Below are 24762 nucleotides of genomic sequence, written 5' to 3'. Positions count from 1 at the left end.
CACGCCGCCGGGTCCGCCCGGGATGGCGCCCGCGGCACCGCCCGGTCCGGCCACGCCATAGCCCGGCGCGGGTGGCGGCACGTATCCCGGCGCGTAGCCGGCCGGCGGTGGCGGCGGAGGCGGCGCCCAGTAGCCGGGTGCCGGAGGCGGCGGGGGCGGAGGTGCGGCACAGCCGGTGCCGTAGGGATCGACGCAGCCGGCCGGACCACCTGCGGCGGCGAGCGGAGCCAGAGCGAGTGCCGCCGCCGCGGTGGCGGCGGCGACGACGGGAGGAAGCGTCCAGTGTTTCTGCAGCATGACCGGACCTCTACCCCGCTTCGCGTGACCCAAACCACACCGGGCCCTTGGGCACGGACTTAAGCCTCTAGTCACCTGCGGGCGCGGGGCCGACGATGACACCGGCGTACGAAGCTGCGCGCGCCCTGCACCGAGGAGGTCAGCCGATGCCCCCGAGCACCGCTGTTCATGAGCCGGACATCGACGCCCGCCGCACCGCCGAGATCGACGCGGTGGTGGCCACCGCGGCGGCCGCCGCCACCGAGTTCCGCGCCCTCGACCAGGAGCAGGTCGACCGGATCGTCGAGGCGATGGTCCGCGCGGGGGTGCGGGCGGCGGCCGAACTCGCCGGCGTGGCGATCGAGGAGACCGGCTTCGGCGTCTTCGAAGACAAGGTGGTCAAGAACTACGTCGCCACCGAGTTCCTCCACGACTACCTGCGCGACAAGAAGTCGGTCGGGGTCATCGACACCGACGTCGAGCACAACATCGTCCACGTCGCCGAACCGATCGGGGTGGTGCTGGCCATCACGCCGGTCACCAACCCCACGTCGACGGTGCTCTTCAAAGCCATTGTCGCGGCGAAAACGCGCAACGCCATCGTGTTTCGACCCTCACCGTATGCGGTCAGGTCTTGTCAACGCAGCGTGGAGATCCTGCGGGCGGCCGCCGAGGCGGCGGGTATGCCCGCCGGGGCGCTGCAGGTGATCCCCGACGAGGCCCACGAGATCACCCACTACCTGTTCCGGCACCCGGCGGTCGATTTCATCTGGGTGACGGGCGGACCGAAGATCGTGGCGCTGGCGAGCGCGTCGGGCAAGCCGGGACTGTGCGTCGGGCCGGGCAACGCGCCCATCTACATCCACAAGACCGCCGACCTCAAGGGCGCGGTGGTCGACATCCTGATCTCCAAGACGTTCGACTCGTCGGTGATCTGCCCCGCCGAGCAGACCTGCGTGATCGACGACGAGATCTACGACGCCATGATCGCCGAGTTCGAGCGGATGGGCGCCCGGCTGCTCACCGACGACGAGGCCGCGGCGATCACCCGGTTCGCGTTCGGCTGCGGTGACAAGATCTCACTCGATGCCCTGGGCCAGAAGGCACCGGAACTCGCTGCGCGAGCCGGCTTCTCGGTGCCACCGACGGTCAAGGTGTTGCTCGCCGCGCTGCCTGCGGATCTCGACGAGCTGGCCGCGCACCCGCTGGTCGCCGAGAAGCTGATGCCGGTGCTCGGGGTGGTCCGGGCCCGCGACGTCCGCCACGCGATCGACGTCGCCGTGCTGGTCACCGAGCACGGCGGGCTGGGGCACACCTCGGCGGTGTACGCCCACGACCAGGCCGTGGTCGACGCATACAGCGCGGCGGTGCGCACCGGACGCATCCTCGTCAACGCACCGACCGCCGTCGGCGCACTCGGCGGTGTCTACAACAATCTGACGCCGACGTTCTCGCTGGGCTGCGGAACCTGGGGCGGGTCGAGTACCACGGAGAACGTCAACTACCGCCAGCTGCTGAACATCAAAACCGTTGCGCAGCGGCGCCCCCCGCCGCAGTGGTTCCGCGTCCCCGCCAACACCTACTTCAACGCGGGCGCGCTGGAGAATCTGCGCGACCTCGACTGCGCGACCGTCGTGGTGATCACCGACGCGCTGACCGATGGGCGCGGAGTGGTGGATCTGGTGCGCGGCAAGCTGCGGGCCCGGCACGTGCAGGTCTTCAGCGAGGTGACGCCGGAGCCGGACGAGGAGACGATCCGCCGCGGTGTCGAGCTGCTGCAGCGCGTGCAGCCCGACGCTCTGATCGCCGTGGGCGGCGGGTCGGTGCTGGACGCGGGCAAGGCGATGCGGTTGTTCTACGAACACCCCGAGAAGTCGCTCGACGAGCTCACCATGCCGTTCCTCGATCCCCGTAAACGGGTGGCCGACTATCCGACCGATCGGCACCGGCTCCACCTGGTCGCGGTCCCGACGACGTCGGGAACCGGATCGGAGGTGTCTCCGGCGGCGGTGCTGACCGTGCGCGGCAAGAAGGAGACCCTGGTCGACTACAGCCTGGTGCCCGACCTCGCCATCGTCGACCCGGTGCTGACGTCGTCGATGCCGCCCACGCTGACCGCGGACACCGGCATCGACGCGCTCACCCACGCGCTGGAGGCGGCCGTGTCGATCTTCGCGTCGCCCTACACCGACGCGTTGTGCGCACAGGCGGCGCGACTGATCTTCGACGCGCTGCCGCGGGCCTACCGCGATCCCGACGACCTCGAGGCGCGCACTGACATGTCGAATGCGGCGACGCTGGCCGGGCTGGCCTTCTCGAACGCGTTCGTCGGGACCAATCACGCGCTGGCCCACGCCGTCGGCGCGCGGTTCGGTATCGCCCACGGCCGCGCGAACGCCGTCTTCCTGCCGCATGTACTGCGCTACAACGCCGAACTGCCGAGCAAGTTCATGCCCGCGCCCGGATACTCGGCGTACATCGCGCCCGACAAATACGCCCAGATCGGCCGGCTCATCTTCGGTGGACACGAACCCGAAGACAGCCGGGCCCGGCTGCTCGCGGGGGTCGAGGAGCTGCTGAGCCGGGTCCAGATGCCGCGCTCTCTGAAGATGGCCGGTGTCGACGAGGACGAATTTCTCGCCGCCCTGCCGACATTGGCGATGACGGCGTTCGAGGATCTGAGCAACCGGACCAACCCGCGGATGCCGCTGGTCAGTGAGATCACCGAACTGCTCCGGCGCGGGTACTACGGGTCCGATCAGCCGTAGGGGCGCTAGGAGTGCTCCTCGATGTACTCGTCGGCGTCCTTGTCGGAGGTGTCGATGCCCGTGACGGACTCACGCTCGGCGTAGAACTGCAGCCACTTCGCGCCCAGCTCGTGGCGTAAGTCGTGGGTGGCGCTCTTGATGAAGTCCGGCATCGCCTCGCGCTCCTCCTCGTCGAGGTGCGAACCGTTCTCCTTGCGGGCCGTGTTCACCGCCTCGAACCACTCCTCGCTCCCCGGATCGTGGCGCCGCGACTGCCGGACCGCGTCGCGGATCGCGTTGTGGTCGGTGATCGCGTCCTCGGTCTCGTCCTCGGGGTCACCCTCGGGGTTGCCGGGGTCGTCCCGGCCGCCGTGGGCCAGCAGCGCCGGGTAGAACACCGTCTCCTCGGCGTCGGCGTGCGCGTCGAGCCGGGTGCCGAGCGCCTTCCAGATCGCGGCGAGTTCGTCGGGGGTCCTCGCGTCGTCGAGCCGGAAGAACTGGCGGCGCAGCCAGTCGTGATCGGCGTAGATGAGATCGATGATGTCGGCCATGCCGGGACGGTACCCCCGGGTGCCCCGGCCCAAGCACTCACCACCGGCGGCGCAGGCGATCGCGGTAGGACCGGCCGTCGGGATCGTAGACGGCGCGGTACAACGGTTCGGCCCACATCCGCGTCAGTGTGCCGAGCCGTTCGGGTTCGTGCGGACGCAGCCGGCCCGGCGGTCGCGCACCGCGCCGACCGCCGTCGTGCCACTCCTGGAGCGCCTTCGCCGACGCGGTGACGGCGTCCACCACCGACGCCGGATCCAGCAGCCCGCCGTCGTCGCTGCCGTCGGCGGCGCGGTCGAGATGTTCACGGAGCAGGCGCAATCGGAGATCGCGCGCGAACACCCGCGCGCCGTCCCCCCGACCGGCCGGATCGAGGGGCTCGCGATCATCGCGGGTGCCGTCGAGCACCGCGCAGGACAGCTCGCTGTCGTGCGTCCACGACCGCCGGTTGAAGTTGTCGCTGCCCACACACGCCCAGACGTCGTCGATGACGCACACCTTGGCGTGCACGTACACCGGTGTACCCGCTCGATTCTCGAGATCGAAGATGTGCACCCGGCCGGGGTCGGCGCGCCGGCACGTCTCGATGGCCTGCTGGCGGCCGACCTGGTTGGGCGGCAGCGACAACTTGCCGTCGACGTCGGGATGCCTGGGGACCACCGCGATCAGGTGCAACTCGGGATTGGCCACCAGCGCTTCGGCGAGCAGATGCGAGACCTGTTTGGACCACAGGTACTGGTCCTCCAGATAGATCAGCCGTCGCGCCCGCCGAATCGCCTTGGTGTAGCCGCGCGCGATACTGCGCTCACCGTGCGGCGCGAACGCGTACTCGAAGTGGGCGTCGGGATAGGTGCGCAGCACCTGCACGGCGTGCGGGCCGCACGGCGGCGGATCGGGCGGCTGCGGCGGGAGTTCACCGGCGTCCAGGTCGGCCCGGCGCAGTTTGTCGACCACCCAGGCGATCGGGGAGAGCATGTCCAGAGGTGCGGGATCGGTCCACCGTTCCCGGAACGCATGATCCAGCGCGCCGACGATCGGCCCCTGGATCCGCAGCTGTACGTCGTGCCAGGGCGGTCGGTCCCCGTACTGGCGCGCCATCTGCACCGCCTGCGGATCGCCGTGGTGGTCGGCGTCGTCTCGGCGGGAGTGGCACAGGTCGATGCCGCCGGCGAACGCGACGTCCCGTTCGGGCCGACCGGGCCGCCGCAGCACCACCAGCTTCTGGTGGTGGGAGCCGCCGAAGCGGACCCGCTGATCGAGCAGCACCTCCCCGCCGGCCGCCTCGATGGCCTCCCCGAGGTGCTGGTTCTCCTCCTCGCTGTAGGCGAACGCGTCCAGGTGCGAGCGCCACACCAGACCCTTCACCACGACGCCGCGCTCGGCGGCGCGGGAGAACAGTTCGGCGAACTTGGGGCCGCCGTCGCGCACCCGCTCGTCCGGGTCGCCGCGCCAGTCGGTGAAGAACAGGTGATCGCCGGGACCCAGGCTGTCCACCTCGGTCGCGAGCCGGTCGAAGTAGGTGGCACCGTGGATCAGGGGCTCGACCCGGTTCCCGTCGCGCCAGTCGGGGATCGAGGAGGCGCCGTTGCCGCGCTCCCTCCCGGTGAGGAACCAGTCCGTGGTGACCGACACGGGGTACGCATACCCGGGTTTCCGGCCGCGGAACCGGGGTACGACGCCGGGATGAGCCATGGCGGAGACCAGCACTTCGACGTCCTGGTCATCGGCGGCGGCAACGCCGGGCTGAGCGCCGCAGCCCGCTTGCTCCGCAGGGGTTTCGGACACGTCGCGGTGATCGAGCCGCAAACCGTGCACACCTACCGCCCGCTGCTGTCCTACGTCGGGGGTGGCGAGGCGAGCCTGCGTCGCGCGGAACGGACGCAACGGTCGGTGACGCCGCCCGGTTGTACATGGATCCGCGACACGGTGGTCGCCGTCGACGCGGCCGCGGCCATGGTCGAGTGCGCCTCCGGGCGCCGGTACCGCTACGAAGACCTCGTGATCGGAACGGGTCTGGTGCCCGACGACGACGAACTGCCCGGTATCGCGGCGGCGCTGCGGACCCCGGCGGTGGCGAGCAACTATCTCGACCACGCCGAGAAGACCTGGGATCTGGTGAGCGCGATGCGGCCCGGGGGACACGCCGTGTTCACGGTGCCCCGCCCGCCGGTGAGCTGCACCGGAACCACGATCAAGCCGCTGTTCCTGGCCGCCGGCCATTGGCGGCGCAGCGGACTGCTGCCCGGGGTGAGCATCACCCTCGTCATCGACCGGCCGCACCTGCTCGGTGTCCCCGCCATCGACGCTCGTCTCTCAGAAAGCCTGCAGGAGTTGGATGTTCGCGTCCTGCACGGCACCCGGGTGACCTCTCTGGAGCCAGGGTCACGGTCGATCACCGTCGGGACCGGGGAACGGCTGACCTACGACCTGCTTCATCTGGTCCCGCCGTACCGAGGCCCGCGGTGGCTGCAGACCTCGGGGCTGACCGGCGCTCAGCCGCACGGGCTCGTCGACATCGACCCCGCCACTTTCGCCCACCGTGATCATCCGAACATCTGGGCCGCCGGCGACGGCGCCGCCGTCGACACCGATCCGTCCGGCGGGGCGTTGCGCCGCCAGATCGCGATCCTGGTCGACAATCTCGCCGCCGCGCGCCGCGGAGAGGAGATGACGGCTTACGACGGGTACACGGTCGCGCCGATCACCACGGACCGACACCGGCTGATCGCCGGCGAGTTCGACCGCACCGGCGAGATCACGTCGTCGCTGCCGTCGTTCATCGACACCACCAAGCCGCGTCGCTCAGCGTGGGCGTTCGATCGCTACGTTCTGCCTGCGGTGTACTGGCACCGCATCCTCAAGGGCCGGCTCTGAGCCGCAGCACCCGGGTCAGGACGCGACGAGACCGGCCTGCACGAGCGCGGCGTCCACGAACCGCTGCACCGGCCGGGATTGGAAGAAGCCGGTGTGGCCGCCGCGGTACCAGACGATCTCGGGTCTGCCCCAGTGTTCCCAGAGGCGGACCACCTGTTCGCGCGGGTGCACCAGCTGGTCCGCGATCCCGGCATAGATGAAGCGGCCTTGCAGCGGTATGCGGGGAGTCAGCGACAGCGGTGAGAGCATCCGGCCGAGCGGCTGCGCCAGCGCGATGGTTTCGCGGCGCGGATCGGTGCGGCTGATCCCGGCGTGTCGTCCGAGCAGCTCCGTCAGATCGGAGACCGGGACACCGAGGATCGCGCAGCGCAGACCATCCTCGAGGCTGGCCACCAACGACGCGATGTAGCCGCCCAGGGAAATGCTGTTCAGACCGAGAGGTGGGTCGGGCTGCTGCCCGCGAATCCAGGAGAGCAACCGGCGCACATCCCACACCGCTTGAGCCGTCGCATGCACGTCGTCCAGAACGTCCTCGCCGGGGAACACCGCACCGCGGGGCAGGCCGCGCGCGCGTGGTCCGTGCATGGGCAGCACGGGCAGCACCACGTTCAGCCCGAGATCCTCGTGCAGGTGCCAGGCGCGAAACAGCGTGAGGTCGAGCAGCCCGCGGCCCATCACTGCACCGTGGACGCATACCAGCCAGGGTCTGGGTTGCCGGTGCCGAAGCAGCAGCGCGTATTCGCGTCGGTTCGCCGCGTACCCGAGCCATCGGTCGCGCCCGGGCTCACCGTCGTGCGGCTGATACCCGCTGTCGAAGACCAACCGCTCATAGCGGCGTCCCCCGGCTTCGACCGGGCGGACCGTCACCTCGCTCAGCGGCGGAGGGACGGCGAAGAAGCTCTCGGGTTTGTCCAGATAGCCCTGGTCGGAATAGAACTCGACTGCTGCGCGCACCTCGGCGTTGATGCGGTCGAAGACGGAGATGTCGCTGAGGGGGCGGAACAAGCGGAAGCCGGTGAGAACGATCTCGTCGCGGAAAGCCTGGGCGGCGAGCGCGGGAGTCGGTAGCGCGACGGGGATCTCATCACCTCGACGATCCACGAAATCCCGCCATGATCGGGCGTAGAAGCGGCCGGTCCGTTGGAAGGGCCGGACGAAGTGGTCGAGAGCACGGGAACCGCGAGGAGCCTTGCCCGGTACCTGCGGTTCACCGCCTCCAGGTGCCGCCATGCCGCCGAACGCTAGTGCTGCGCGTGACCGGAACCTAGGGACCAAGGTCCTGCCCGTGCCGTCTGCTGGGCACTTGTGGGCGTCGGCGTGCCGGGGTGACGATGTTGCCAGACCGATCAGTGCAAGGAGTTGGGTCTGGCCGATGGACCCGTTGGAGCCGTTGGACGCGGCCATGATGACCGCGGAGTTGCTCTCCGACCCGCTGCACACCGCAGCGCTGCTGATCCTGTCGCCACCCCCGGACGCCGGCCCCGGGTATGTCGACGCCCTGTACCGGGACGCGTTGACCGCGACGGCGGAGTTGGATCCGCGTTTTCGGCGACACCCCCATGTCGGATTGGACACGGCGGGGCTGTGGATGTGGCGCTCGGACCACAGCGTCGACATGCGCGATCATCTGCAACGAAGAACGCTCTCCTCGCGCGCTGACCGAGAAGCGTTGTGGGAGTTGATCAGCACGCTGCACAGCGAGCGGCTCGACCGGTCACGACCGATGTGGATGGCGTACGTGATCGACGGCCTGCCCGACGGCGGGTTCGCCTTCTACATCAAGGTGCACCACACCGTGGTCGACGGTGTCGCCGGGTTGAAATTGATCGCCGACGCGTTCTCCACCGATCCTGCGAGCCGGTCGATGCAACCTCTCTACGCCGCCGCTCCGGCACCGACCGCCCGGGATGACGGCGGGTCACGCGGGCCGCTGCCCAATCCGCTGTCGCTCCTGCGCGCGACGACCAACGGCCTCGCGTCCGGAGTGGGCATCGCGGGGCGAGTGGTACTCGGCGGGCTGGCAATGGCGATCGGCCGCCTCGCGGACGGAACCACGGTGCTGCCCATCGATGCGCCCTACACCCGATTCAACGGCCGGCTCGGCCGAGAGCGTACGTTCGCGGGAGCCACTTTTCCGAAATCCCGCATCCGCGCCATCCAGAACGCGGCCGCCGTGACCGCCAACGACGTGCTGATGACCGTCGTGTCCGGGGCACTCCGAGAGTGGCTGGGCGCGCGCGACGAACTGCCCGACAGCACGCTGGTGGCGATCTGCCCGGTCACCGTCCGTGCTCGTGACCACGTGACCGAGGAAGACCGGCAAGCGAATCTGTTCGGTCTGCAGTTGTGCCCCTTGGCCACCGACGTGGCGAGCCCGGCCGAGCGGCTGGCCCGCGTCCATCGCTCGATGGCGTGGGCCAAGCACCAGGTGAGCGTTCACGGTCCGAACACCACGATGCTTCTGCTCGCACCGAGCATCGCGGCCACGGTGCTGCCGCCGATCGTGCCCTTTTCGCCGCGGGCGCGCCGCGGGTACAACGTGTCGATCTCCAACGTTCCCGGTCCACCGAGCCGGTTGTATTGGAACGGAGCGCTTCTCGAGGAGATCTATCCGGTGTCGACGGCGATCGACGGTCAGGCACTGAACGTGACGATGTGTTCCTACGCCGATCGGGTGACGTTCGGCTACGTCTCGGGTCGTCGCGTGATACCGGATGTGGGGTCGTTGATCCCGCTGACCGAGCAAGCCCTCGCCGAGTTGGAGACTGCCGTGGGCACCACTGCAGAGGAGACGTGAATGAGTGTCTACGCCGTCACCGGTTCCGCCTCGGGAATGGGCCTCGAGACGGCGGTCAGGCTGCGCCAGGCCGGCCACACCGTGATCGGAGTGGATCTCGACAGCGCCGACATCGTGGCCGATCTGTCGACGTCCGCGGGCCGCCGGACAGCCGCCGACGGTGTGCTCGCGGCGAGCGACGGCCGGCTGAACGGCGCCGTGCTGGCCGCCGGCGTCGGTCCCGGCCCCGGACCCGCCCGGCTGAGGTCGATCACACAGGTCAACGTCTTCGGCGTCATCGACCTGCTGGACGCCTGGCGTCCCGCCTTGGCCGCCACCGGAAGTGCGAAAGTCGTTGTTTTCGGCAGTAATTCGACAACCACCACACCACTGGTCCCGGCCCGAGCGGTGCGGGCGCTCCTCGCCTCGGATCCCGACAAGGCGATCCGCTCGGTCCGTTTCTTCGGCAAGAACGCCTCAGCGCTGCTGTACGCCGCGTCGAAGATCGCCGTGAGCCGTTGGGTGCGGCGCAACGCGGTCAGCACGGAGTGGGCCGGTGCGGGTGTTCGGATGAACGTGCTGGCGCCGGGAGCCATCATGACCCCACTGCTGGAGGAACAGCTGTCCTCGCCGGACCGGGCGAGGTACGTACGGTCTTTCCCCGTCCCGACCGGCGGGTTCGGCGCCGCCGGACAGCTCGCGGACTGGGCTGTCTTCATGCTGTCCGATGCAGCCGAGTTCCTGTGCGGCAGCATCGTAGTCGTCGACGGCGGAACGGACGCATACTTCCGTGCCGACGACTGGCCGAGCCCGGTGCCCCTGTCCGGCCTGGTGCGCTACTTCAGACGCTTCAGACCGTGGTCGACTCCGCGCTCGGCTGGCGGGTCGGGGTGATCCGGCCACGCACGCCGTACACCGACGCGCGGTCGAGAAGTTCCTGATAGAACGCGTCGCTGACGGTCTGCTCGCGGGTGAGCAGGAATCCGGTCAGTCCGGTGGGATCGCTGACGATGGCCCACTGGTAGTCCGGATCCAGGTCGACGATCCAGTAGTTGCCCGGCGGGTTGGCCTTCGGCTTGCCGAAGAACGTGACGTTCAGCTTGTTGTTCGACGGATCCACCGGAAGCGCGGCGCCTTCGATCGTCGACTGCGGCCCGTTGTTGAAGAAGTAGTTGCCGGAGTTCTCCACCTTGATGGACCCGTCCGGGTTGGGGCTGTAGACCGCCTTGGTGTTGACCAACCCGATCGAGAAGAACTGTTTGACGCTGCCGACCTCGAACCAGCTGCCGAGGTAGGAGTCGAGGTCCACCACCGGCGGCGGGGAGAGCACCACGGCAGCGGTGTCACCCATGACGATGTACTGGTCGGGGGCACCGTAGATGCCGTTGCCGTCGACCGGCCCCAGCCCGGCGTACAGATCGTTGATCCATCCGTTGGCCAGCGTGTAGACCGCCGCGGTGTTGCCGGGCGGGGAGAACCGTGTGACCAGTTGGGAGAAGAAGTCGACGAGCGGGTTACCGCCGATCAGTGAGTCGACATGCGAACCGTTCGCGAGGGTCACTCCGACGAACCGGTCGGGGCGCGCCGCGACGAGTTCCTGGGTCGCGGCCCCGAAGAGGTTGCCCAGCTGCGGCGGCGCCGCGATCTGGTAGACGGGGATGTACGGCTTGTCGAGGCGCTGCAGCGCGTCGGGGATGACGCCGTTGAACGCGAAACCGTCGAACATCACGACGCCCCGTAACGTGCCGCCCTTGTCCGGGTCGTCCGCGTAGTAGCCGGCGGCCGCGGCGGCCAGTCCGCCACCGGCGGAGTGCCCGGTGAGCACGAAGTCCGCCGGCAGGACTCCGGCGAACCCGGCCGCGGCGGCGCTCGCCTTCAGTTCCTCCTCGTCGCCTTGGAACAGCGCGGCGACGCCCTGCTGGGTCGGCACCCCGTTGATCCAGCAGCCCCCGCAGCGCAGGGACGGGAACGACGGCAGGTTGGGGGCGACGACGATGCTGTTGGTCTGCTGCGACAGGTTCTTGGCCAGCGCGGAGTAGAAGAACTTGCGGCCCATGAAGCCGTGCTGCAGGTAGATCACGCCCGTCGCGGCCACCGAACCGTCGGCCCGCGTGGGGAAGTACCAGTCGGCACCCGTGGTGAGCCCCTTGTCGCCGATCGGGATGTCGAGTGTGGCGCGACCGGTCTTGACGCCGGTGACGACGTCGGCGGCGGGGGCCGACAGCGTCTGTACCGGCGGGGTGTCGACGGGGTCGGGCCGTTCGGGCTTGGCCAGCGACGACATCGCATTGATCGCGAGGGTGGCCAGCGGGCCCGGGGTGCGCCGGTGGTCGGCTCCGGTGGTCTTCTTCGGTGCCGGGTCCTCGACGGTGTCAGATGCCGCGCTGTCCTCGGCGGAGTGCCGGAGCGTGAACAGTTTGTGGCGGGGCGTGCGGGGGGCCTGCGCCTCGGTGTCGTCGGGCTCGTCGTCGTGTCCGCGGGTCGAGGTGGGGGCGGTCGCGGGGTCGGTGTCCCGCGTGGTGCTCTCGTCGGCCCCGGCGTCCCGGGTCGGGCGCGCCGTGTCGGTGTCGGCCGACCGGCTCGCGGAGTCGTCACCGCCGGCGTCCGGCTCGGCGGCGGCGACACCGTGTCCGGCGCCGAGCGCGATGCACGCGCCCGCACCCGCGGCAAAGAACCAGTAACCCCACTGTCTTGACGTCACATGCGGAATCTAACCGTGCGGGGACGAACCGCGAAGCGAATTGTCGGCAACGTCAGCGGCACGTCACGTAAAAAGGGGAATGCCTGATCAGCGCGAGGTGAAGATCTGCCCGGTCTGTGGCAGGCCCTTCCACAACCGCAAGAAGTGGAAGTCGCGCGGACAGTGGGACCAGATCGTGTACTGCTCCCGGCGCTGCCGGGGCGCGGCCCGCTGATCCTGCCGTCACCCGGCCTGTCCCACGAGCCTTACCCCGCGACGTTCTGCACGCCGCTCCTCGCACTTCGTGTGCAGAACGTGCAGAGGTGGGGCGGTCAGAACACCCGGATCCAGTCGATGAGCATCTGCGCCGGATACGTCCCGCCCGCGGGCTCGCGACCGCCCGAGCCGCCGACGGCGATGTTGAACACCGGCGCCAGGGTGTAGCCCGGGTCGTTGAACGGCCAGTCGTCAATCGAGTTCGCAGGCACGGTGAAGAACGGCTCCATCCCCGGCTGGTAGTCCTTCCAGAAGTACATACCGGTCGGCAGCCACGTCATCCGCCATGTGTGCCAGGCGTTGTCGATGGGATGACGATCGGTGGCGAAGGACGTGCCGTCCAGACGGGCATGCACCGTGGTGCCGGACGGCCAGTCGTTGTTGCCGTACCACTCGATGAGGTCGACCTCACCGCCGCGCACCGGGTTGTCGTTGAGCAGCCAGAACGCGGGCCAGGCGCCGTCGGTGAGGCAGTCGAGCTTGACCCTGGCCTCCCAGGTGGTGCCGATCCCGCCGCGCCAGTTGCCGATGATCTTGGCGCTGGCGTATTTCTCCTGGATCGTGGTGCCGGGCCCGCGGGTGGCCCGGATGACGAGGTTGCCTTTGCCGTCCTGGAACACGTGCTCCTGATCGGTGACGTAGCGGCCCATGTTGTAGGGCTTGTCCCACTCGACCGGGTTCTTGATGGTCTCGCGTTCGGGGACGATGAACCACCACGCCGGGTCCGGGGGTGCGCCGGCGGGACCGTTGAACTCTTCCTGGAACAGGAACACCGGGCCGGTGTCGGCCGTCGGAGGCGCGGGCGCTCCCGGAGGTGCCGGAACCGGGGGGATGTCGCCGGGCACCGGTTGGGCATGGGCCGTCGCGGCGGGCAGCGCAGCAGCCGCTGCGCCCAAACCGAACATGAACATCAGGTGGCGACGATCCATTTCTGGCACGGCACGACGATAAATGATGCCGGCCGGGGGCGGTCGCCCTTCCTGCCATCCGGCCGGGTGCGGCGTGTCGCGCCGGGCTGTGGGTTCTCGGTCGGCGATACCGGTTTCGCGCCCGTCCCGAACGGCTACCTTCGGACCCGTGCTCCTCGACGACGCCGTGCGGTTGGCCGGCCGGACCGCTGCCCGCGTGGTGACGCGGCCACCGCGGATGGATCTCGACGGCAAGGTGCTGTTCATCACCGGTGCCGCGCGGGGACTCGGCGCCGAGACGGCGCGCCGCGCTCACGCTCGCGGCGCCCGAGTGGCGCTGGTCGGACGGACCTTGGCGACGCTGCAGGTGCTCGCTGACGAACTCGGTTCCGGCGCAGCTGCGTTCGAGGCGGACGTGACCTCGGCGGAAAAGCTTCGACGCGCCGCCGACGATGCGATCGCCACGTTCGGTGGCATCGACGTGATCGTCGCCAACGCCGGGATCGCCCCGCCGTCACACACCGTGGCCACCATCGCCCCGGATGCCTTCGAGCACACCGTCGAGGTCGACCTCCTCGGGCAGTGGCGGACCGTACGCGCCGCGCTGCCCGGCGTGCTCGAGCGCCGCGGCCACGTGCTGCTCGTCGGCTCGATCTACGCGTTCTTCAACGGCGTGCTGGCCGCGCCGTACGCGGTGAGCAAGGCCGGGGTGGAACAGTTGGCGCGGGCGCTACGGGTCGAGCTGGCGCCGCACGGCGTGACGGCCGGGATCGCCTACCTCGGCTTCATCGACACCGATCTGGCCAACGACGCGTTCGCCGACGAGGCCGCCGATGCGGTGCGTCGAGCGGTGCCCGGCATCTTCACCAAGGAGATGACGGTCGGCGCGGCAGCCGATGCCGTGCTCGACGCGATCGAGCGGCGCGCGGCACGGGTCAGTGCCCCCGCCTGGGTGCGCCCGCTGCTGGCCGTGCGGTCCCTGACGACGGCGGTGATGGACGACGTGCTGCTGCACAACCGCGGCGTGCAGGCGGCGATCACCAGGGCCGAAACGGCTGCGCGGCAAGGAGATTCCTAGCGCGGGACCCGATCAGGCCGGCGCTGCGCTCCTGGCGCCGGGCTGCCGGGTGGGCGTGATCCAGCCGCGCACGCCGCCGGCCTTCGCCTGCGCCACCAGCGCCCTGTACTGCTCGTTGGTCACGCCGGGCGTCCGGCTGAGGATGAACCCGCTCCGTCCGGTCGGATCGGTGACGATCGCGTAGTCGTAGTCGGACCCGAGGTCGACGATCCAGTAGTTGCCGGGCGGCGTCGCCGAGGGCTGCCGCCCGAAGAACGCGACGTTGAGCTTGGCGTTGGTGTCGTCGACCGGCAGCGCGGCGCCGGTGATCCGGGACGCCGGGCCCCGGTTGAAGAAATAGTTGCCGGAGTTGACCACCTTGATCGATCCGTCGGGGTTCAGGCTGTACTCGGCCTTGGTGTTGACGAGCCCGAGGGAGAAGAACTGCTTGACGCTGCCCAACTCGTACCAGGTGCCCTGATAGCGGTCCACATCGACCGACGGCACCGTGACCGGAGGTTGCGGGGCCGCTGCGGGCCGCGCTGCACCGCTGAGGGTGGACAGCGCGCTGAGCATCGCCGTCGCCACCGGGCCGGGCCGACGGTCGCGTGTCGACGCCGTCGCCCGCACCGGTGTCGCTTCGTCGGTTGCTTCGGACGTCGCTGTGGTCCTGGTCTTCCAGCGCCACAGGGGCTTCTGTGTGGTCGCGGACTTCCTTTCGGGCTTTGCGTCCGGCTTCTCCGATTCCCGCCTTTCGGCGCGCGGACGGAACAGCGGCGTGCGTTCCGCGGCGTCCGATGACTTCCTGACCGACCGTTGGGGGCGCGCCGGCGCCTCACGTGTCGTCGACGCGGGGCCGCGCTCGGCGGCCTGACTCGACGACGCACCCTCGCCGGACGCGGCGGTATCGGCCGCCGCGGTGCCGGCGCCGACACCCAACGCGAGACATGCGCCCGCAACGCAGGTGACCAGCGAGAAGTGCCAGCGCTTCATGATCATGCCCGGGGGCGTTGCCGTCGGCGCGGCGCGCCAAACACCTATGACGAGGACGTCAGAATTGTCGGCGCACCGTCTGTTCCGCGTCCGGCCGCCGCAGCAGGTCGGCGGCCTTCTCGCCGATCATGATGGCCGCCGCATTCGTGTTGACCGGCAGGATCCGGGGCATGATCGACGCATCGGCCACCCGCACACCGGTCAGCCCGTGGACCCGCAGATCCGGTCCGACCACCGCGTCCGGGCCCGTGCCCATCGCGCACGTGCCGACCGGGTGGTAGTAGGTGCCCGTGCCGCGGGCCAGGAACGCCCGCAGCGCGGCCTCGTCGGTGGCGTCGGGTCCGGGAAGCACCTCCCGCGCCCGCCAGGGCGTGAAGGGCGCGGCGGCGGCGATCTCGCGCGCGACCTCGAGCTCGTGGAGCATGCGCCGGACGTCGGACTCCACGCCGAGGTAGTTCGGATCGATCAGCGGTGGTGTCGCAGGATCCGGTCCGGCGAGCCGCAGGGATCCGCGCGCGTCCGGCACCGTCGCGACCGCCAGGGTGAAGCTGTTCGGCGGCGCGGTCAGGTGCGGCGGGTGGAACGGCACGTGGATGAACATGAGCTGCATGTCGGGGCCGGGGAGGGTGACGTCGCTGCGCCACAGCAGCGACGTTTCGGCGTGGTTGGTCTTCCCGGCCGGAATGGCCTGTGCCGCTTGGTAGACGACGCCGCAGAGCGGATGGTCGTGCAGATTGCGACCGACCCCGGGAAGGTCGTGGATGACGCCGACGCCGACGCCGAACAGTTCGGCGGCGGGCCCGACGCCCGAGAGCAACAGCAACCGCGGCGAATCGACGGCGCCGGCCGAGACCACCACTTCGGCATCGGCGTACGCGGTCATGCGACACCCGTGCTGCACGTAATCGACGCCGACACAATGGCTGCCGATGAACCGCAGGCGATGGGCGCGGGCCTCGGTCATGACCGTCAGGTTCGCTCTACTGCGCGCGGGGCGCAGATAGGCGGCCGCAGTGCTCTGCCGGGCTCCGCCGGTGATCGACAGATCATGCCAGCCGGCACCTTCGGCGTGGGCTCCGTTGAAGTCGTCGGTCAGAGGGAAACCGGCATCTCGTGCGGCCTCGAGGAACACCTGGGACAGCGGATTGGCCACCTCCTCAGCGGCGGGTGCGGGACGCAGCGGGCCGTCGACACCCCGGAATCGAGGATCCGCGCCTCGTACGGTCTCCATGCGGCGGAAACAGGGCAGCACCGATTCGTGATCCCACCCGGCGCAACCCGCTTCAGCCCATCGGTCGTAGTCGCTGGGGTGGCCGCGCAGATAGACCATGGCGTTGATGCTGCTGCTGCCGCCGAGTGTGTGCCCGCGGGGCCAGTTGTGGGTGAGCCCGGCGGTGCCCGGTTGCGGGACGGTGTCGTACGCGTAGTCGATGTCGGTGCCCCACAAAGTCGGCCAGGCGGGCGGCGCGGCGATGTCTGGCCTGGTGTCGGCCGGTCCGGACTCCAGGAGCAGCACCCGGACTGCGGGATCTTCGGACAGCCGGGCGGCGATCACGCACCCGGCTGATCCGGCGCCGACCACCACGTAGTCGTACTCACTGATTCTCATTGTTCTCCAGTCACTTTCGGCGTCAGCACGAAGTCGTACCGCGCACGCAGCCAGGGCAGGTCGCAGATGCCTCCGTCGGGGGTGGCGTTGTCCTCAGGGTTCGATGATGAGTCCGCTGATGCGCTCCCCGGCCAGCGTGAACCGGTAGTGCAGATCGGCCACTCCGCCCGGGAAATCGCCCTTCAGACGCTGTGCGACATCGACGTGACGGGGGTCGGAGACGGTGGCGCCGGTGAATGTGGTGGTGAAGGTGTATTCGCTGCCCGCGTTGTTCAGCCACGCGCCGATGGCGTCGCGCCCCCGCACGGTGTGGCCCTCGTCGGTGACGGCGGCGTCGGCGGTGAAGGTGCTGAGCGCTGCCGCGACGTCGCGGGATTTATGCGCGGTGAGGTAGGTGGTGACGACGGCGGGCAACGCGTTCCACATGGTGTCGGTGTCAGTCATACCGCCACCCTGGAGGTTCCCCCAGGGGGAAGGTCAAGCGCTCCGATCGTCAGGCGGCGGCGGCCGAGCGGTGCAGGCTGCCGGCATCCGAGGCGGCCATCAGCAACTCGGGGATCGTGAGATCGCCCCAGCCGGTGTTCACCGGCCCGCGTGCGGTACCCAGCCACGGCACCACGCCGGGATCCGGGGTGACACCGAGGTGGTAGGCCTGGATACCGGGCAGGTGGTACTGGAAGAAGTTGCCGAGGAAATCGACGAAGAAGACGAAATTTCGGATCGGGCCGGTGCGCCACAGCGTGACCGCGTTCAGCAGCGGCGTCATCGCCGCGGGGTCACCGATCATCACGATGTGTCCGTAGTGCGGCTTGATGCCGCCACCGGGCACGTAGGGCGGCATGAAGGGCTGCAGCCCCGGCAGATCGGTGGCCATGAACGGGGCTGGGTCACCGTAGGTTTCGACGTTGACGAACAGCGAGTCCGCGCCGTTGCCGGGGACCGTGCTGCTCATGCCGGGACTCTCGAAGCCGATGCCGGCGAGGCCGATCTGCTGGGCGACGTACTGGGCTTCCCACCCGCCGAGCGAATGCCCCGTGACGAAGATGTCGTCGGTGCCGTAGCCCTGCAGAGCCGCGGCGGCCTGCACCCGTTCGGCGAAGCGCAGCGCGTCGTGGAAGGCCCACGGTGTGGTCTGGGTGTAGATCACCTGGAGGTCGGTCAGGATCTGCGCGACCGCGATGAACGGGTTGAACAGGAGGTTCGTCCCGCCCGTGGTGCCCTGGTAGGAGATGACGATCTGATTGTCGGGGGTCACCCACACCCGGGCCGCCATACCCGAGATGATGTTGGCCGACGCCATCTGAAAACCGTTGACGGTGAACGGAACCAGTCCGCCGGGCGTGGTTCCGAGGCCGTACGCGGCCGCCGAGGCGTTGAGGAACTGGGCCACCGTCGGGGTTTTCGCGGTGGTGGGGCCGGTGTAGGTCAGCGTCGGGAACGGCGGCTGCGGCGGGGGAGTGCGGTCGAGTCCGATCCACTTCTCCACTTCGCGGAACGCGGCGAACAGCAGGTCGTTGATCGGCGGCGCGATCTTGATCGGCGCGGTCGGGCCCTGGGAGGACCGGGTGATATCGAAGAATTGCAGCACCGTGTTGACGAGGTGGCCGGGCAGCTGCAGGAGCTTGCCCAGCGGCGAGAGCGGTTGCGGACCCGGCGGTGCCACGGTGGTGACCGGGATGTCGACCGTGGCGACATGCGGGGCCACGGCAGCTACCGGTGGGGTGGCATCCTCGGTGCGGACGACGGTCAGGTGCCGGGTCGGCGGCGCGGCTTCGGCGCTGTCCTCGTCGTCCGGCGTCCGGTCGATTCTCGCCCGGAGCCGGTCCAGAAGCGGCGTGCGGCGCTCCGGCTTCGTGGGCTGTTCGATCTCGGTGTGCCGCGAAGGCCGTTGTGCCACAAAGTGTTCGGTGCCGTCAGATTCGTCGGTGCTGTCGGCGGTGTTGTCGGTACCGATGTCTGTGCCGCGGTCGGGGATCTCGGTTTCCGCCCCGTCCTTCGGGGCGTCGTCCTTCGACTCCGTGGGCGAGGTGTCGGCCTTCGTGTCCTGACCGCCGATGGACGGAGAGGGGGAGTCTGAGTCCGCTGCGCCGGTGGTGTGGGCGGTCGTGCTCGAGGACGAGTCCGACCCCGCGGGCTCGGCCCACGCCACGGCCGGCGCCGGCGCGCCGGCGATCCCGGCGCAGAGCGCCACGGCGACCAGGGCGTACCGAATCGTCGCGCGTCTGCGCGCCCGCTCCACGTCCATCACCGCAAACGACTCCGTCCTGACACCGGCCAACTGTGACAACCTACGTTGTCCTGTGAGCGTAGTCACATCGGGGGGTGCGACGTAGGCTGATCCCATGGCCGTTTCCGCTGCTGAGCTGCATCCTGGCATCGCCGTGCTGGCGCCTCTGCTCGGAATGTGGACCGGCGACGGAACGGGGGAGTATCCGACGATCGCGCCGTTCAGCTACGTCGAAGAGGTCACCTTCGGCCACGTCGGCAAGCCGTTCCTGACCTACGTCCAACGCACCCGCGCCACGGAAGACGGTCGGCCGCTGCACGCCGAGACGGGCTATCTGCGCGCCCCGGCGCCGGACCGGGTCGAGTGGATCCTCGCCCATCCCACGGGTATCACCGAGATCCAGGAGGGGCGCCTCACGGCGGACGGCGAGGGGTTGCGGATGGATCTGGTGTCGAGCGAGATCGGCCGCGCCGAGTCGGCCAAAGAGGTGATGGCCGTGTGCCGGTCGATCGAGGTCCGCGCGGACACCCTCACGTACAGCCTGCGGATGGCCGCCGTCGGGCAGCCGCTGCAGCACCACCTGTCGGCGGTGCTGCGGCGACCGTAGGCAAACGCGGTTGCCAACCTGGCCGCGGTGATTGCCCAGCTTTGGCCGCCTGCAGGGCGCGGGAGAGCTAAGCTCCAGAGAGCGCGTCGGCGAGCGTCCAGGCAGGTCGTCGGGACCGCGGTTGCGCACGTTCGGGGGTGATCGTGACAACGACTCGGCGACTGTCTGTCGGCGACGGACTGATCGGACGCGTGGGAGCGCTTGCTGTCGCGCTGGGTATCGGTGCGGCGATCGCGTCCCTGCCCGCGGTGGCCGTCGCTGATCCCGCGAGCTCAGATGACTCGCACCACTCCGCGGTGTCGAGGCCGTCGTCGTCGACGGATTCGGCTGACCCAGGACAGACGCACGAAGAGGCAGAGCCGCAGTCCGGTCCGAGTGGCGGGGCGTCGGTAGACGATGCGACACAAGACTCCGACAAGGCCGACGAGGACGCGCCCGCCGAGCCCGATGCGCCGGCGAGCGATGTCGCCGATCCCGGCGACGACGACACCGTCGGTCCCGCCACTGCTGAACGCTCCGGCCGACCTCGAGCGCATGCGGGTGTGAGGGACGGGCGTTCCCGCAGTCGGGCCCTCGAGCAAGCCGCCGAGCCGGAGCCGATGGATGCATCGGTGACCGAGTCGGCGCCCGCCACAGACGACACCCCTCGCTCGAGCACGGACGAGTCCGGTACATCCCGGCCGCTTCCCACACGTGCCGACACAGTGACCGTGGATGCTCCGGCGTCGCGCCCCGCGGCGCCTGCACGGGCGACACCGGTGCGCACGTGGCTCGCGACGTGGCTGGGCGCGAACGGGCGGCTGTCCGGCCCAGGCGATCCGGTCTCTCCTGCCGTGGTGCCGTTGATGTGGGGCGCCGCCCTGGCCGCGCGTCGCGACGAACGGACCGAGCGGCTCCAGTCGTTGCGCAGCAGCGTCGAGACGTTCAGCCTGCGGCTCGCCGGTGCCAGAACGAGCGGCGGCACGTCCACGACGATCACCGTCGGGTTCCCGCAGAGCGTCGCCTACCTCGCCGAAGGGGACAGCGGATCACGGATCCAGCTGTTGACGGTGCGGCTGTCAGGTGCATCGAAAACCACGGTGACCGTCCAGTACGCGGTTTCCGTCTATCCCGGAAGTGGCTACAAAGCAACGGCGGGAGAAGATTTCAACCCGGCGACTGGTTCGGTGGTGTTCACGCCCGGCCAGACGTCCGCCACGATTCCGGTGACCATCCTCGGTGACACCGCCTACGAGCCGGACGAGGCCTTCCGCGTCCAATTGACCAGCGCCGTAGGGGCTTTGATCGTGCGCACCGCGGGTCAACTCATCGGTCAGACCGACGTCATCCTCACCAACGACGATGCGGTCTCGGGCATCGGCATGACACTGCATTTGCGAGGGGCCGATGCGGCGACCGTCAAGAAGGAATTCGACCTGATGTCGGATATGGGTGTCACGTGGGTGCGCATCGACATCGATTGGTCGGCAGTCCAACCGAAGCGGCGCACCCTGTACTGGGCGCCCACGGACCTGCTCGTCAACGAGGCGGTGGCGCATCAGATGAATGTTCTCGTGACCATCGCGTACACGCCGGAGTGGGCGCGATCGACGGCGTCGCGACTGCTTCCGGATCCGACTCATGCCAGGCCCACCAATCTGTCCGACCTCGCGAACTTCGCCAGCCTCGCCGCGCAGCGCTATGCGCCGCTGGGAGTGCACTGCTGGGAGGTGTGGAATGAACCGAACACCGCCAAGTTCTGGCCGACACGACCCGATGCCGACGAATACGGTCAGCTGTTCCGCGCGGTCGCGACCGCGATACGCGGAGTCGATTCCCGCGCAACGCTTTTGATCGGCGGTATCAGCCCGCAGTACGACGGGTCGGCCGCCGAAGTCCCTCCCGCGGTCTATCTGGAACAGCTCTATGCCAACGGCACAGCCCAACTCGCCGACGGGATCGCCGTTCACCCGTACAGCTATCCGAATCTCCCGATGGACCCGGCGCAGCGGCAGGTCGGAGGATTCGTCGACCTACCCGCGCTGCAGACGGTGATGACGAACCACGGCGACGACGCCAAGAAGATCTGGATCACCGAGTTCGGTGCACCGACGGGAACCAGCGTGAACGCCGTGTCGGAGCAAGACCAGGCAACGATCCTGTTGCAAGCCCAGCAACAGGTCGCGCAGTGGAACTGGGCCGGACCGCTGATGTACTACGAACTCGTCGACGGGGGAACGGATCTCACGGACGGTGAACAGAACTTCGGGGTGCTGCGCGCGGACCTCTCGCTGAAGGCCGCCGCGCAGGCGTTGGTGGACGCCGCCCGCGCCCGCCTGTGACGGCGAGGCCGTAGCTTGGAGGCACATCCAACCGGTCAGCCGATCTGGAGCACCGATACCCGACTCGTACTGGTTGTGAAAGAGGTCGCGACGGTGGTGGTCACCATGGCGCGATCACCGTTGATGATGGGTCCAGGGTAGCCGACTGGGTTGCCGATGAGACTGGCTGCAGAGCCGCTCTGTTCACCGGTGACGGTGTCTATCAACACGACGTTGGTCTTCGACTCACTCGACGCACCGATGACCAGCATGGCGTTGCGACCGTCCGGGCCGACCGCAACCGTAGTGCTGAGGTACCCACCGAAGGTCAGAGTGGACCCGGTTTGCGTTCCCGTGACCATGTCGTAGACCGCCGCCTGAGTGATGTGCGTGTTGTCATCGTTGGTCGTGATGAACATGTGTCGCCCGTCAGAACTGAACCGCGTCGACGCGAAACCACGAAGGGCCAGTGTGGTGCCGATCTGCGTGCCCGTTTGGGTATCCAATACGAGCATCCGACTGTTTGCGGTGTGGCCGAATGAGTCGTAAGCATTGACGGTGATCAGTACTTGTTTCCCATCAGTGCTGAAAAGCGTTGCACCGTAGGGCATATCATCTCCGGGTAAGGTGACGGTGGTACCTGAGGTCGTTCCCGTCGTGGTATTGCCGACGAGCAACCGAATGGTCGCCGACGTCGTAGTCGGAGAGTAGTGACTGATACCGATGAGGACACTGCTTCCGTCGGTATTGAGGGTCGTGATGACCGAGTTACCTCCCGACAAGGTACTCAGCGGTCGACCGCTGAACGAGATCGGTCTACCGGTTGTCGCACCGGTGCCGGTCGACATCGTCGAAATGACCGTTGACTCCGCGTGCCGGTCGTATGTGGTGATCAAGACGTGCGTGCTGTCGTCGCTGAATTGCGCGGCCAGCGCGCCGTTGGCGTTCACGACGTCACCGATCAGCAGACCTGTGGTGCTGTCGATCAACGCCAGCTGGGAGGTGTTGACATAGCCGTAGCCTTGACCCCAGTCGGAAACCGAGGCGGTGAAGAGGATGTACTTCCCGTCGTTGCTGAAAACCGGCCCATCACCGGCTCCGGTGAGGGATACCGAGGTACCGACCTGCTTTCCGGTGGCGGTGTCCATGACGGCGATGCGGCTGGTGTAGGTGCTGGTGTCGTAGAGGTCGCTGTAGTCCTGAGTGACGGTAACGGCGCGGGCACCGTCGGGGCTCACGATCGGCGAGGTTGAAGCCGCAGCGGGCTCGGGTACCACCATTGCACCGTCGGGATCTGGGACCATGGAGCTCATCGCAGCGCCCGGAAGATCGACAGTGGTGCCGATCTGGGCGCCCGTCACCGCGTCGACAACTGTTTGGCGGAAGGTGTACATCCCGGTCGTGGTGTTGAGATCCCTGGTGGTGACGAGTACGCGAGTGCCATCCGCACTGAAGACGGGCGATCGGCCGGCGCCGGCGAGCGTCAGGGTGGTGCCGGCCTGTGTGCCCGTTGCGGGATCGAAGACAACGACATGCGTGACGGCGGCGAGTGTTCGGGGGTCGGTCAGCGGGGTGACGAGCACGCCCCGAGCACCGTTCGCGCTCACCACTGGCGACGCGGGTGGATTGTCACCTTCGACTGCGACACTTCCCAGCACGGTCACCGCACCTGTTACAGCCGTCGGCGCGATCGCCACCTTTAATGTCTTGGTCACGGTGCCGCCGTGGCCATCGCTCACGACCACCGCGAACGTGTCGGATTTGACCGCTGCGGTGGCACCCGGACTCGCGGCGGCCCGGCGTGCGGCCGCGGTCGGTACATAGGTGAAGGCGCCTCCCGAGCCGAACACGATGCTGCCTTTCTTGGGGGCGGCGATGAAAGCCAGCAGGTCGCGATCGGCGTCGCGCGCGTTCAGAGTGCCGGTGACCGCGCCGGTGGCGGGGTCGGGGGAGTCGACCTTCGGCGTCCACGCCACCCTCGGGCGGGTGTTCGTTGGCAGGACGGGCACGGTGACCGTCGTGGCTGCGGTGCCGCCCACGCCGTCCAAGACGGTGAAGGTCATCGAGTCGTTGGCTGCCCCTGGTACCGCCGCGGCGTGGCGCACTGCCGCGGTCGGCGTGTAGGTGAAGGCACCGGTACTCGAGTTGATCGTGACTGCGGCGCCTCTGGTACTGACGGCCGGGACGCTGAAGCTCAGCTCGTCGTGCTCCGGATCCGAGGCACTGACCCTGCCGTTCACACGCCCGGAGAAGGGGCTCGGCCGACCTACCGTCACGGTGGCGATGACCGGTGGCTGATTCCCCGCTGCCGCGTTGCGCAAGACGGCCGCGTCGGCGGTATGGCCGAATTCGCGGCGTACGGCCGCGGCGACGACCCATGTGGCCGGTGTTCCGGCCGGGTTACCGGGATCGTCGCTTCCCGACGCTGACCGCTTAGCTGCCCGCGGTGCAACAACGATCCTCACAGGTATCGACGACGCAGGATTGTCGATCGACGCAGTGCCATTCGAGCGTGTGCCGCGTCGGTCCGCAGTCCGAGTTCGTGCCGCGCCCAGGGGCGCATGACGACCGGAATTCCGGAGCGGCCGTGACTCGGACTTTTGGGTCGAAGCTGATGGCGAGGAATCAGATGTCCCGCCGCCGGTCTGATCGGCCCGGGCAGCTGGAGCGGCGACTGCCACGGCAGCACCGATTCCCAACGCGACGGCAAGCCCACCGACTCGCCCAATCATCAGACCAGCTCTCATGGCGTCCTCGTCAGCGATGTCGCGGAAGGTTCTCTGTACGCGCCTCATCATGATCAGTGGCCGCTGTGAAAGGTGCAGTAGTGCGCTACTGCACCTTCACCTCGGGTTCCCCCGTTGGGAACCGCTCGCGGGTACG

Annotated in this window: 18 protein-coding genes and 1 pseudogene; 8 read left to right on the top strand and 11 right to left on the bottom strand. The window is 68.8% G+C overall.

The window, feature by feature from the left end; all coding sequences use genetic code 11:
- A pseudogene (locus MCHUDSM44219_RS29285) lies at positions 1–297 on the bottom strand (hypothetical protein); the annotation flags it as partial.
- 146 nt (positions 298–443) lie between these two features.
- Between MCHUDSM44219_RS29285 and adhE the strand changes: the two are divergent.
- The gene (adhE, locus tag MCHUDSM44219_RS27245) at positions 444–3044 is read left to right on the top strand and encodes a bifunctional acetaldehyde-CoA/alcohol dehydrogenase (protein WP_048421399.1); all 2601 of its coding nucleotides are present in this window, start codon (positions 444–446) and stop codon (positions 3042–3044) included.
- Positions 3045–3049: 5 nt separating this feature from the next.
- Here the strand turns inward: adhE and MCHUDSM44219_RS27240 are convergent, their stop codons facing one another.
- Positions 3050–3574 carry a hemerythrin domain-containing protein gene (locus MCHUDSM44219_RS27240; protein WP_048421398.1) on the bottom strand — a complete coding sequence of 175 codons (525 nt, stop codon included), beginning with the start codon at positions 3572–3574 and terminating at the stop codon, positions 3050–3052.
- Between the two features lie 37 nt (positions 3575–3611).
- Positions 3612–5204 carry a phospholipase D family protein gene (locus MCHUDSM44219_RS27235; protein ID WP_048421406.1) on the bottom strand — a complete coding sequence of 531 codons (1593 nt, stop codon included), beginning with the start codon at positions 5202–5204 and terminating at the stop codon, positions 3612–3614.
- A 51-nt stretch (positions 5205–5255) separates the two neighbouring features.
- Here MCHUDSM44219_RS27235 and MCHUDSM44219_RS27230 point away from each other — a divergent pair, with 51 nt between their 5' ends.
- Positions 5256–6446 carry an NAD(P)/FAD-dependent oxidoreductase gene (locus MCHUDSM44219_RS27230; protein WP_048421397.1) on the top strand — a complete coding sequence of 397 codons (1191 nt, stop codon included), beginning with the start codon at positions 5256–5258 and terminating at the stop codon, positions 6444–6446.
- Between the two features lie 15 nt (positions 6447–6461).
- On the opposite strand, the gene MCHUDSM44219_RS27225 is transcribed toward MCHUDSM44219_RS27230, so the two are convergent.
- Positions 6462–7676, bottom strand: coding sequence for an alpha/beta hydrolase family protein (locus MCHUDSM44219_RS27225; protein WP_048421396.1), 1215 nt, complete (start codon positions 7674–7676; stop codon positions 6462–6464).
- A gap of 142 nt (positions 7677–7818) precedes the next feature.
- Between MCHUDSM44219_RS27225 and MCHUDSM44219_RS27220 the strand changes: the two genes are divergently transcribed.
- Positions 7819–9243: a wax ester/triacylglycerol synthase family O-acyltransferase gene (locus MCHUDSM44219_RS27220; protein ID WP_048421395.1), complete on the top strand. Its 1425-nt coding sequence runs from the start codon at positions 7819–7821 to the stop codon at positions 9241–9243.
- Positions 9244–10116: an SDR family oxidoreductase gene (locus tag MCHUDSM44219_RS27215; RefSeq protein ID WP_048421394.1), complete on the top strand. Its 873-nt coding sequence runs from the start codon at positions 9244–9246 to the stop codon at positions 10114–10116. It begins immediately after the preceding gene.
- On the opposite strand, the gene MCHUDSM44219_RS27210 is transcribed toward MCHUDSM44219_RS27215, so the two are convergent.
- A complete protein-coding gene (locus MCHUDSM44219_RS27210) occupies positions 10073–11923 on the bottom strand; it encodes a lipocalin family protein (RefSeq protein ID WP_048421393.1) in 1851 nt (616 codons plus the stop codon). The genes MCHUDSM44219_RS27215 and MCHUDSM44219_RS27210 overlap by 44 nt on opposite strands.
- A gap of 79 nt (positions 11924–12002) precedes the next feature.
- Here MCHUDSM44219_RS27210 and MCHUDSM44219_RS29280 point away from each other — a divergent pair, with 79 nt between their 5' ends.
- Positions 12003–12137, top strand: a complete 135-nt coding sequence (locus MCHUDSM44219_RS29280; RefSeq protein ID WP_082162423.1) for a DUF2256 domain-containing protein — start codon at positions 12003–12005, stop codon at positions 12135–12137.
- Positions 12138–12234: 97 nt separating this feature from the next.
- Here the strand turns inward: MCHUDSM44219_RS29280 and MCHUDSM44219_RS27205 are convergent, their stop codons facing one another.
- Positions 12235–13107, bottom strand: a complete 873-nt coding sequence (locus MCHUDSM44219_RS27205; RefSeq protein WP_048421392.1) for a glycoside hydrolase family 16 protein — start codon at positions 13105–13107, stop codon at positions 12235–12237.
- 148 nt (positions 13108–13255) lie between these two features.
- On the opposite strand from MCHUDSM44219_RS27205, the gene MCHUDSM44219_RS27200 reads away from it, so the two are divergent.
- Positions 13256–14164: a short-chain dehydrogenase/reductase gene (locus tag MCHUDSM44219_RS27200; RefSeq protein ID WP_236695603.1), complete on the top strand. Its 909-nt coding sequence runs from the start codon at positions 13256–13258 to the stop codon at positions 14162–14164.
- 12 nt (positions 14165–14176) lie between these two features.
- Here the strand turns inward: MCHUDSM44219_RS27200 and MCHUDSM44219_RS28590 are convergent, their stop codons facing one another.
- The 4 genes from MCHUDSM44219_RS28590 to MCHUDSM44219_RS27180 form a co-directional block, all read right to left on the bottom strand.
- Positions 14177–15142 (bottom strand): lipocalin family protein, encoded by a 966-nt coding sequence (locus MCHUDSM44219_RS28590; RefSeq protein ID WP_053081406.1) that lies wholly within the window; start codon positions 15140–15142, stop codon positions 14177–14179.
- Positions 15143–15194: 52 nt separating this feature from the next.
- A complete protein-coding gene (locus MCHUDSM44219_RS27190; RefSeq protein ID WP_048421391.1) occupies positions 15195–16745 on the bottom strand; it encodes a GMC family oxidoreductase in 1551 nt (516 codons plus the stop codon).
- Positions 16746–16838: 93 nt separating this feature from the next.
- Positions 16839–17189: a nuclear transport factor 2 family protein gene (locus tag MCHUDSM44219_RS27185; protein ID WP_048421390.1), complete on the bottom strand. Its 351-nt coding sequence runs from the start codon at positions 17187–17189 to the stop codon at positions 16839–16841.
- A gap of 49 nt (positions 17190–17238) precedes the next feature.
- Positions 17239–18990 (bottom strand): alpha/beta hydrolase family protein, encoded by a 1752-nt coding sequence (locus MCHUDSM44219_RS27180; RefSeq protein ID WP_048421389.1) that lies wholly within the window; start codon positions 18988–18990, stop codon positions 17239–17241.
- A gap of 97 nt (positions 18991–19087) precedes the next feature.
- Here MCHUDSM44219_RS27180 and MCHUDSM44219_RS27175 point away from each other — a divergent pair, with 97 nt between their 5' ends.
- Positions 19088–19579 (top strand): peroxynitrite isomerase, encoded by a 492-nt coding sequence (locus MCHUDSM44219_RS27175; RefSeq protein WP_048421388.1) that lies wholly within the window; start codon positions 19088–19090, stop codon positions 19577–19579.
- 710 nt (positions 19580–20289) lie between these two features.
- Positions 20290–21900 carry a Calx-beta domain-containing protein gene (locus tag MCHUDSM44219_RS28585; protein WP_162232110.1) on the top strand — a complete coding sequence of 537 codons (1611 nt, stop codon included), beginning with the start codon at positions 20290–20292 and terminating at the stop codon, positions 21898–21900.
- Positions 21901–21935: 35 nt separating this feature from the next.
- On the opposite strand, the gene MCHUDSM44219_RS28580 is transcribed toward MCHUDSM44219_RS28585, so the two are convergent.
- Positions 21936–24344 (bottom strand): cadherin-like domain-containing protein, encoded by a 2409-nt coding sequence (locus MCHUDSM44219_RS28580; protein WP_131722361.1) that lies wholly within the window; start codon positions 24342–24344, stop codon positions 21936–21938.
- Positions 24345–24762: the final 418 nt, after the last annotated feature.

Origin of the sequence: Mycolicibacterium chubuense, from assembly GCF_001044255.1 — a bacterium.
Lineage (GTDB): Bacteria > Actinomycetota > Actinomycetes > Mycobacteriales > Mycobacteriaceae > Mycobacterium > Mycobacterium chubuense.
The sequence above is the reverse complement of the archived record's forward strand: the minus strand, read 5'-3'. Positions and strand labels throughout refer to the sequence as shown.